10 protein-coding genes are annotated in these 9,415 nt (G+C 37.3%); 3 read left to right on the top strand and 7 right to left on the bottom strand.

Going from position 1 to position 9,415, the window contains the following annotated elements:
• Positions 1-36: 36 nt before the first annotated feature.
• Positions 37-1,005 carry a c-type cytochrome gene (locus B3I52_RS14535; RefSeq protein WP_293302543.1) on the top strand — a complete coding sequence of 323 codons (969 nt, stop codon included), beginning with the start codon at positions 37-39 and terminating at the stop codon, positions 1,003-1,005.
• Between the two features lie 776 nt (positions 1,006-1,781).
• Here the strand turns inward: B3I52_RS14535 and B3I52_RS14530 are convergent.
• From B3I52_RS14530 to B3I52_RS14505, 6 genes are all read right to left on the bottom strand, one after another.
• Positions 1,782-2,462, bottom strand: coding sequence for a hypothetical protein (locus tag B3I52_RS14530; RefSeq protein WP_293302540.1), 681 nt, complete (start codon positions 2,460-2,462; stop codon positions 1,782-1,784).
• A gap of 89 nt (positions 2,463-2,551) precedes the next feature.
• Positions 2,552-3,181: a YceI family protein gene (locus B3I52_RS14525; RefSeq protein WP_293302538.1), complete on the bottom strand. Its 630-nt coding sequence runs from the start codon at positions 3,179-3,181 to the stop codon at positions 2,552-2,554.
• Positions 3,182-3,190: 9 nt separating this feature from the next.
• The gene (locus tag B3I52_RS14520; RefSeq protein ID WP_293302537.1) at positions 3,191-3,835 is read right to left on the bottom strand and encodes a hypothetical protein; all 645 of its coding nucleotides are present in this window, start codon (positions 3,833-3,835) and stop codon (positions 3,191-3,193) included.
• Between the two features lies 1 nt (position 3,836).
• On the bottom strand, positions 3,837-4,010 hold the full coding sequence (locus B3I52_RS14515; protein ID WP_293302536.1) for a hypothetical protein: 174 nt from the start codon (positions 4,008-4,010) through the stop codon (positions 3,837-3,839).
• A gap of 204 nt (positions 4,011-4,214) precedes the next feature.
• On the bottom strand, positions 4,215-4,631 hold the full coding sequence (locus B3I52_RS14510) for an ester cyclase (RefSeq protein WP_293302534.1): 417 nt from the start codon (positions 4,629-4,631) through the stop codon (positions 4,215-4,217).
• A gap of 61 nt (positions 4,632-4,692) precedes the next feature.
• Positions 4,693-6,156 (bottom strand): alpha/beta hydrolase, encoded by a 1,464-nt coding sequence (locus tag B3I52_RS14505; protein WP_293302531.1) that lies wholly within the window; start codon positions 6,154-6,156, stop codon positions 4,693-4,695.
• Positions 6,157-6,507: 351 nt separating this feature from the next.
• Between B3I52_RS14505 and B3I52_RS14500 the strand changes: the two genes are divergently transcribed.
• Complete coding sequence (locus tag B3I52_RS14500) at positions 6,508-7,491, top strand: carboxypeptidase-like regulatory domain-containing protein (protein ID WP_293302529.1); 984 nt, start codon at positions 6,508-6,510, stop codon at positions 7,489-7,491.
• 24 nt (positions 7,492-7,515) lie between these two features.
• The gene (locus B3I52_RS14495) at positions 7,516-8,763 is read left to right on the top strand and encodes a hypothetical protein (protein WP_293302526.1); all 1,248 of its coding nucleotides are present in this window, start codon (positions 7,516-7,518) and stop codon (positions 8,761-8,763) included.
• 63 nt (positions 8,764-8,826) lie between these two features.
• Here B3I52_RS14495 and B3I52_RS14490 read toward each other — a convergent pair whose 3' ends face one another.
• A complete protein-coding gene (locus B3I52_RS14490; protein ID WP_293302524.1) occupies positions 8,827-9,318 on the bottom strand; it encodes a MepB family protein in 492 nt (163 codons plus the stop codon).
• Between the last annotated feature and the right edge of the window lie 97 nt (positions 9,319-9,415).

Here is a 9,415-nt window from a genome sequence, read left to right as displayed (position 1 = left end):
ATGAAATTATCTAATGACCTCTAAAAATTTAAAACAATGAAATTATTAAAAACTTTAGGCATTATTACCGCCATAATTGTGTTTGTAGTTCTTGGTTCGGGGCTATATATCAATTTCGCTAAACCAGATGTGGGTCTAGCACCAGCACTTACAGTAAATAAAGACAGTGCTAACATTGAAAGAGGCAAATACTTAGCCAACCACGTTACGGTATGTATAGACTGCCATAGCCAGCGAGATTGGAGTACTTTTAGCGGGCCGGTAGTTCCAGGAACTGAAGGCCGCGGAGGAGAAGCTTTCGATAAAAAAATGGGATTTCCTGGCAATATTTATGCAACAAACTTAACTCCCGCAGTCCTTTCTTCTTGGACAGATGGTGAGATTTATAGAGCCATTACCTCTGGGGTGGGAAAAGATGGCCATGCATTGTTCCCGGTAATGGGTTACCAACGTTTTGGTAAAATGAGCAAGGAGGATGTTGAAAGCATTATTGCTTATATTAGAACATTGCCACCTGTTAAAAATGACGTGCCAAAAACCAGCTTAGATTTTCCTGTAAGCTTACTTAACAAGTTATCTCCACAAGCGCCAAATCATCAGGCTAGGCCTTCATTAACCGATACCGTTCTTTACGGAGGCTATTTGGCTAATGCTGCTGGATGCGTGGACTGCCATAGCAAACAAGATAAGGGCAAAATAGTGGCGGGCTCTGAGTTTGGAGGCGGTATGGAATTTAATCAGCCAGGTGGAATTATACGTGCGCCAAACATTACCATGCATAAAGAAGGTATTGGCAACTGGACTAGCGATTTATTTGTGGCTAAATTTAAAGTTTATGCCGACACCAGCTACCGCCCTGTAAAGCTAAACCCAACAGAATTAAACACACCTATGCCATGGAAAATGTATAGCGGCATGACAGAACAGGATCTAAAAGCCATCTACAGTTATCTAAAAAGTATAAAACCCATTGCAAATAAAGTAGAGGTAAGGACGTTAAGATGAAAAACAACATAACACTTTAGCAATCTATTTAATGGTAATTCTAACATCATGTAAGAAGAGTGAAATGAAATTTGAAAGTGGCTATGCTACCGGAAAAATAGTAGATACTAAAGGAAAGCCTACCTTGTAAAAAACTATAATGACAGATACTACCGCTTGCCATTACACCCCGACAACGACGATGTTTTTAGTAATGAGGGAGCTTTACGAAATTTCCAATGGAAACTTATTTACATTTGTTAACTTGATATGAGTTCATAATAAAACAATTAACCGCTTAACATTAAAATAGTCATCATCAATCAAAGCCCCCTAGGTATATTTCCTATCGGGGTTTTATTTTTCATATAACTTTTAACCTGAGTTATATTATTATTCTATTGATTACTAGCACGATGACAATTTTTTTGCCACCCCGACCTTGACCACGAAGTAGCTGCGAAGCAAAGTAAATTCAGAGCCTGCTCCTAGTATCGGAAGTGCCGCTAAATTTTGCATTCCGTCATGCCGAGTTCATTTTACTGCGTATTTCAATGCTGCCTTGAGCAAAGAAGAAGATAGAGCCTGTACAAACCACTATTACAACGAATATTCGTAAGCGAATCTTTAAAAACTGTTTAGCAATATATGTTTCGAATATTGTACTGGCACTTCTAGAGCGCTATTATGATATTTTTGGATGAAACCTAGCAAAAATATACCCGTTTAAATAAAAAAGCCGAATTTACAAATGTAAACCCGGCTTTAACATAAACCAAACTACTACACTATTCTTACTAAAAAGTATATTTTATGCCTAATCCTCCACTCTCAGAACCAAAACCACCGCCATTAAAATCAAAAGCAGGCATCCAATCTACACTAATGGCCAATGGAGTATTGTTTAGTTTATACTCTAAACCAGCCATAGCCGCCAACCCGTAGTAAGAACTACCAGAGTTGGCATACCATTTATACGAAAAATGGCCATAATATGGTCCCGCACCAACCAACCAGTAAAGGCCAGCCACTTCTGTAATAGGTTTTTCATATTGGTACAATGCAGTGATGGCGATGTCATTTCCTAAGCCGCTGTAACTCCTGTAACGCACAATAGCTTCTACCGCTTGATCTTTCTTTAAAAAGTATTTACCTGTTGCCGAAATACCCCACATAAACTTAATTCCGAAAGCGGCTTTGTACGGACGATCGTCATCAGCAATTACTATTTCTTTATGGCTAGTATTTATTTTAGGTTGACTTACTTTCTCGCTTTCCTTTGGTTTTGTTATATTGGTTTGAGGCGTAGTTTCTACCTTAACAGTTGTTGTTGTTGTAGAAGATGATGGAGTAACCGCAGGCTTAGTTTCTGTTTTTCTAACTTCTTGCTTAGCCTTAGCCGCTTTCTTTACCTGAGCTTCTGCATTTGGCATAGTAAAGGCTCCCATTAAAAATAAAATAATTTTTAAGTGTTTCATAAATTGTATTTGTTGTTTTGTTTAAATCACTATTGTTTTAAAATCTTACTTTTCTTTCCTCCATGTACACAGGAGAAATGAAAAACTGATTAAGGCCTAGTTGCCGTAAAGTCTAATTCTACAGCAATTTCATTTTTTATTTTGTCTTGCGCTGGTAACTGCTCTGATGAAGCATAAGTCATTCCCCATCTAGTTCTATCGAACTTAAAATTTGAAACTACAGAAACAGCGGTATTAGAGATGTTTATTTTAGCGGGAATATCAAGTGGAAGTTCTTTACCCAACAATTTCATACTACCTTTAATCAGGTAATTATTACCTTCAGCATCAATCGCTTTTTTCTCTGCCGAACTGATTGTATAAGTAACATAAGGATGTACAGCCAAATCGAAAAAAGCATCTGTCTGCAAATGTGTCGTCAATTCTATTTTCTTATCCAAAGGAAGATCATTGGTAATCAGTATTGATGATACGGGAATACTGATTTTCCCTCCTGTAATTTTGTCTCCTTCTAGAAAGATATCTTCTCCATCTAACTTAATTGTTCCCGAATTAAAATAGCCTGTTTCTAAATAGCCTTTCCATAAGGCTTTAGCATTTGTACTAAATACCAATTCTTCCTTGGCTGTATTTTCTTTATCTTTTTTGCATGCCCATAAAAACGACATACCTATTACTGCGGCCAATAGTCTTAAGCCACTCCTACTTAAATTGTTCATTTTAAAATTTTATGATTTGATGTTATTTAATACGATAGTCGATTTGGAAGCTACTCCACCAAATACAGTTTTGTTTTCTTGCCTAACTACTCCTACACCATGAGCCACCCAAAGCGTTACGTTGTCTGTGCCATTACGAGAAATGGGTGTATTTCCACTTCCTTTAATGATCTGCTCTTGAGAACTGGTATAAACAAACTTGCTACAAACAAATGTGCCCGCAGGTACAGTAATCGTCTCTACAGCCTCTACCGCACCAGGGTTTTGCAGAATTTTTTGCGTAACCTCAAAAGAGGTATTGCTCTCTCCTTGTTTTTGGATATACCTCAAATATTGCCCAGTTATTCCGGGAATTTCCCAAGTTAGTATGCTATTTTCCCGAATGACATTTTCCATAACCATGTAGCCTGGAAAACCAGTAGTTTTAGCTTCTTCTACCACAACGTTTGGCATTCTCTTCAGTTCCGACACGAATGCATACCAAGCATCGGGCATATTAAACCCCATGTAGGTTTTGCCATTGGCAATGTATAAGCTATTGTCTAAAGCCATGTCCATTCCTTGCGCAACAATATTGGTGTGTAAATTATAAACTTGTATTCCTGCAGAATCTTTTCCACCGTTAATCCATTTTGTTGCGGTAGCAATATTCATATCATCTTCTATAATGCTTATAGGTATATTTCGTATTCAAACGAGGCACAAAACTATTTTTATCGGCCTCTTTGGGTTGTTTTAGGTCTGAGTTGCTTTTCTTACAAGCGCTTGTAAACAAACTTAAAACGAGTAACAGTAGCAGCCATTTACTGCGTAAATTTTCTTTTTCCATCTTCTTCTTTTTTTAAGAGAGCGCAAAATTATTACAAGCCAAAATGCAATTCAATGAACGTAGATGTAGAACCTATTATCGTCGACTAACAAACGAAAAAAGGCGTCTTTCGCCAGAAAAACACCTTCTATGTTTACTCATCAAACTTTGTGGCGAGAACCGCTATACTATTTGAAAAAAAGATAATTAGGGTAGTAGAAATTGTTAAACTTTACAGCTATGTACATTTCCTATAATAGCTTGCTCTATTGCATTTCCGTCTATAGCAGCCCATTGAGCGCAGATTTTTCCATTAGAAAATTCAAATAACCGATAGCCTGTGGTTATAATATCCAATCCAGTAGCGGCATGTCCTCGCCACTCGCCAATATGCTTTAGCTCCATTCTTATCCTTATAAACACTTTACAATCTTCTGCCACCATATCTTCTATAAGAGTGGTATGCTGAAATGAGCTACTTGTGGCTTGTATCCATTTTTGTGTGCCTTCTACGTTTGCAGGTAAACCTTTGGGCAAAGAGTGATCAACAAAGTCACTGCTCATGAAATTGGCCAGCTCTGCTGTTTTTCTCTGATTCCAAACATTTTCAATAAATGCCGAAACCACTTCTTTTTTATCCATTTTGTTTATTCGTTTTAAAAAGTTAGGGGTATATGCTATATTGATGAAGTACTTAGTTTATTTAATTTTTACGATTAATCACTTCGTCCATTTCTTTTTGTATCGTATCTACAACCTTTAGCCTTGTATTAAAATGATCGGCATCTTTTACGATTTCTACATGGATTTGGGCATTAACAGTCTTTATTTTATCGCGGAATGCTTTTACAGAGTGCTGTAAAAGAAAGTTATCGTTTTCTCCAGCGTATATTCTAATTTTATTTGCAACATCATTCTTTATTCTCGCCCAATTTTGCTGAACATAAAGCGCAAGATCATAGGGTTGCCAAGAATTAGCGATAGCTTTGTTGATTTTACCTGTTAACGGATTAAAAAGTGCTTGTGGCCTGCCATCTTTCCCTGGCACACCAAATTCAGCTTCAAAAGATTGTCCTTGCCCACCATCTCCTTCTAATTGTTCTTTTTGAGCCATCTTTCTTAAACTAGAAGTAGCTTTACCATTAATCATAAAGATGTCTCTTTCTTTTTTCTGGGCATCATAAAAATAATTTTCGTCCTTATAAATATCAACCCCAGTAAAATTGCTAAAGTCTATCGGGTCTGGAGAAGTTGCCCAGCAACCGCCAAATGTATCTGGAAAATATAGGGCCAACCATATTACACCATAACCACCAGAGCTCTGTCCCGTAATTAAACGATGCTGAGGTACTGCGCTGATATTAAATTGATTTTCGAGGTAAGGAATAAATTCTTTAACCAAAGCCGTTCCCCAAGGACCATTTACTCTCGAATCGACAAAAGCATGTAAACCATAAGGTGTTTGTGTTTCCGGATTTAAGAAAACATATATTTTTTCTTCACCCTTACCTATTCCATAGGTATTTTGCTGTGCTTTGTTGTATGCATTGTGATGTGTACCTCCCCAACCAGGTATAATGTAAACCACAGGATATTTTTTACCGGGATTACTATGATAAGATGCAGGTAAAACCACTCCTGCCTTTATGAAAATAGGTTCTTTTCTAAACTTTGTTAAAAGCGCAGATTTAAAAACAACTTCTTTTACGAAATCACTCTGGTTGAATTTTCTTTCAGGAAAAGCATTTGTTAAGGTTAATGTAGGTACTTCGCTTATACCATGATTTAGCAAAGCAACTACCTCTTCTCGGGTATATAAATTCCCTAGCACATTGTTTCCTCTTTCCTTAGTATTGGTGTCGAGTATAGCTACCAACTTATAAAATCCTTTTTTTACCGAATCTAAAGGTTTCAAATAAGAAAAAGCACTAGAAGTCAATATCTGTATCTCCCCAGCTTTCCAGTTTTTAACTGTAATGGCATAAGCTGGAGCGTCCTCTTGCACTTGCCCAAAAGGCTTACTGGTATCTGCCTGCATGTAAACTATCAATCTACCCGTATAAGGTCCTTTGAGATGATCTGCTAACTTAATCCGTATTTTGTTCTGAGCCTGCACATTAATGACAAGCAGAAAAAGTAAAAGGGTTAATTTTATTATAGGTTTCATTATCATGTGTTTGTTTTTAAAAATTGGAAACAATTTTCTAGAATATGTTACATCCGTTTCAACTTTCTATTTTATTATATCGATAAAAAAAGATAAAGTACCCTCACAAATAAACCAAACCAAAGCTCAATTTCTACCCACGATGATGCATTTTCATACCCCAAATATATCGTCGATTTAAAAAAGAAATAAGCTTAATCGACAGAATACAAAAACTTATAGACAAACGGCATAAACAATCTCTTTTATTACTTACAGCTGCCACATTAAAGCTTCTGTCTAAGCTATTTACATTAAAAGCCAGCCCAATCTACATTTGCGGTTTATTATAAAATAAATTTAGAGATAACAATGAAGTTTTATTATCAATTATTAATTGTATGTATCGTTTTTGTAGCTTGTTCAAAAAAATCAGATACAGGTGCTGAAGGAGGAAACTGGGGAGAACAACCTGCACTACCTACTATTACAGGACAAGCAAATTTTACAGTATCAGACGACGAATATTACATCAATGTAATGGGCAATACCATACCGAGAATGCCTAATTTTCCTTCTTTAGGTATTAAAAAAGGTTTTGCAAGAGGTTACGTAGCCGATTTAAATGGCAAACCTTTAAAGGGCGCACATATAGGTGTAAGATCAACCTACATTGGCGGCGGCTATTCTAGTAATACCGGAACAACTAACGACAACGGCTATTATGAATTTGCAATTCCGATGGGCGGTGCATCATTTTTTGGTACAGCAACAACCATAGATTACAACGGTACCCGAGCAGTTGTTGCCCTCTATCCCGAAGGAGGCATTAATGCTTTCGCCTCTACAGACGGTATAGTTAAAAACTTTGTATTGCTATCTTACGGAACAGCCAATCCTGATGAGGTTACCCAACAACCCGGTAACGAAAGTAATTATTATGGCGGGGCTTTGTATTTTGATTTCAATGTAAACTACCCGAGTGGTTATCAGTTTCCTGAATATCTGCCTCACAATGGTGTAATTGAAATAGAGCTTAGCCCTACCAAACCTGGCCTTTATGGCGAAACCAAATCTTTTAAAATTACCCGACAAATCGGGAACAATTCCTCATTTAGCATACAGAACATTCCGATTGGTAAATATGCAATCAATGCAAAGTTAAGTGACGGTCGTCAACTAAACATGAAGGCTGTTGGTCCTGTGGCCAATGTATATCCAAATCTAGGGCTTAAAAAAGATGGTGCCGCTGACGGATGGACTGTCACTTTTACTCCCAACTATCAAACCACTCCTGTAATGGTACCTGCTTTTAAAAGCAATTGGGACGCACTTTCTATTGAATTGAGTTTATAGTTAATTACCAAAATAAAAAATATCATGAAAACTACTGTTAAATTTTTAACAGCATTTTTAATATGCTGTGCAATAACTTCTTGCAAAAAGAAGCCAGAAGTAACTCCTGTTCCAATTCCAATTAATAAACCTGTGGCTGTTGAGCACGGCTCTGGGCTTTGGGGCGGTGTTACCAAAAGCATTGGTGCTGCCGGCGGCACTATTGAGTTGGCTGGCAGTGGGGTTAAGATTATTGTACCACCAGGTGCTGTTGATGCAGAAACCAATTTTAACATACTGCCTGTAACCAATACGTTAAATAAAACCAGTTCAAATAAGTCTTTTAGGCTGTTGCCAGAAAATGTATCATTTAAAAAAGATATAGAGATTGTGATGGGCTATGATTCACAAACCTTCTCTGGTTCGTCGGAGGATTTTTTGAGGCTTGCCTATCAGGATAAAGAGGGTTTTTGGCATCCGGCAAAAAATGCCACGCTCAACAAGGCTAATAAAACTTTGTCTGTAAAAACAAAACACTTTAGCGATTGGAGCATCTATGCAGAATTTTCGGTAAAGTCTTCGAAAAACCGCCTTTTTGCAGGCGAAGAGGCAACCTTAGAAGTTAGGGTAATGGACCCAAAGAACTACGAGGCAGATGATTATCTTATTTCTGATGGCGAACTGGTACCAAACGCCAATATTGAGGGTTGGAAAATACTATATGGAGAAGGAACCCTTGCAGGGGGTGCTGCGGCAAAACAAACGCTAAAGGCACCAGCTACCATAAACACCCCTGCCGAAACCGTAGTACAGGTAGATGTAAAAAACAACCAGGGCGTTAAGCTTTATGTTGGTGCGGTAGCGGTATGGATAGTGCCTAAAAATTACATCGCCTGGAATTTTGGCGGAGCATTCCATTATTCAAAAATACCTAACTTTTATAGAGATAATTTTGGTGGGTTCCGTGTTAGTGCTATGGACGATACTGGGCCTGGCAATATCTATTTTTACATTAACAACTCTTTTAAGGTTGGTAATTATGAATTTGGAAATGAATTTGGGATGGAAAGTACAGGCTCATCAACACATGAAACAGCTGGGCGTTGGCTTCATGTAAGTATTTGCCCCAGCGGCTTTACCTATATGCCGGGCATTATCAGTATTTATTCAACAACAGGGTATTTAGATGGAGATTTTGAAGGTACATTAACCCAAACCAAATGGGACGGACAGCCTATGTGCAATGGAAAGACGTTCCCAATAAAGGGTTCATTTAGTATAAAATTACCATAGGTATTATACAAAGAGGCAGTCCATTTACATCGGCTGCCTCTCTTTAATCCACAATATCTCCGTTTATGCCTTATTTATCATCAGGCGTTCTAAGCATCTATTGCTATCTTCAATGCTTAAAAAATATTTTACTTGCCAATTTTGACTTTTCTTTGCTTGCGCATTAGTTACAATATCCCAAGGTGGGTAAACTCTTATTCCACGTTTTCCACTCTTTCCATTTAGCGAGACAATGCCTTTCTCCTTCAAAATTTGTTTTGGAAAAATAAACTGCCCGATTTTATCATCTTTTATAGTAGTGATGATCATAAAATCGAAATCATCTGAAATATCATAAGGTTGGGTTATTCCATTTTTGTCGCGTTTCCAAATGGCTACAAATTGCCCCATTTTCTTAGGAGTAATTTTAGCCTGTCTGTACACAATACCATATTCATTTAGCCTAAAGGAACAAGCACTATATTCAGTGCTTTCAATCTTTTGAACCAAACTGGTAAAGCTAAGATCACATTTATCGTAGAGCTCTTCTTTTATTTTTTTTAATTGACTGTACAAAGTGTTATAAATTATGTCTGCAAATATCTCGATATGGCAGCTTTTTTAAAACTGTTATAGATAAACATCCTATTGTTAGAGATTAAACGCCCAACAA

This window comes from Pedobacter sp. UBA4863, assembly GCF_002399615.1.
Lineage (GTDB): Bacteria > Bacteroidota > Bacteroidia > Sphingobacteriales > Sphingobacteriaceae > Pedobacter.
Note: the sequence above shows the minus strand (reverse complement) of the source record. Positions and strands in the feature narration are given on the sequence as shown.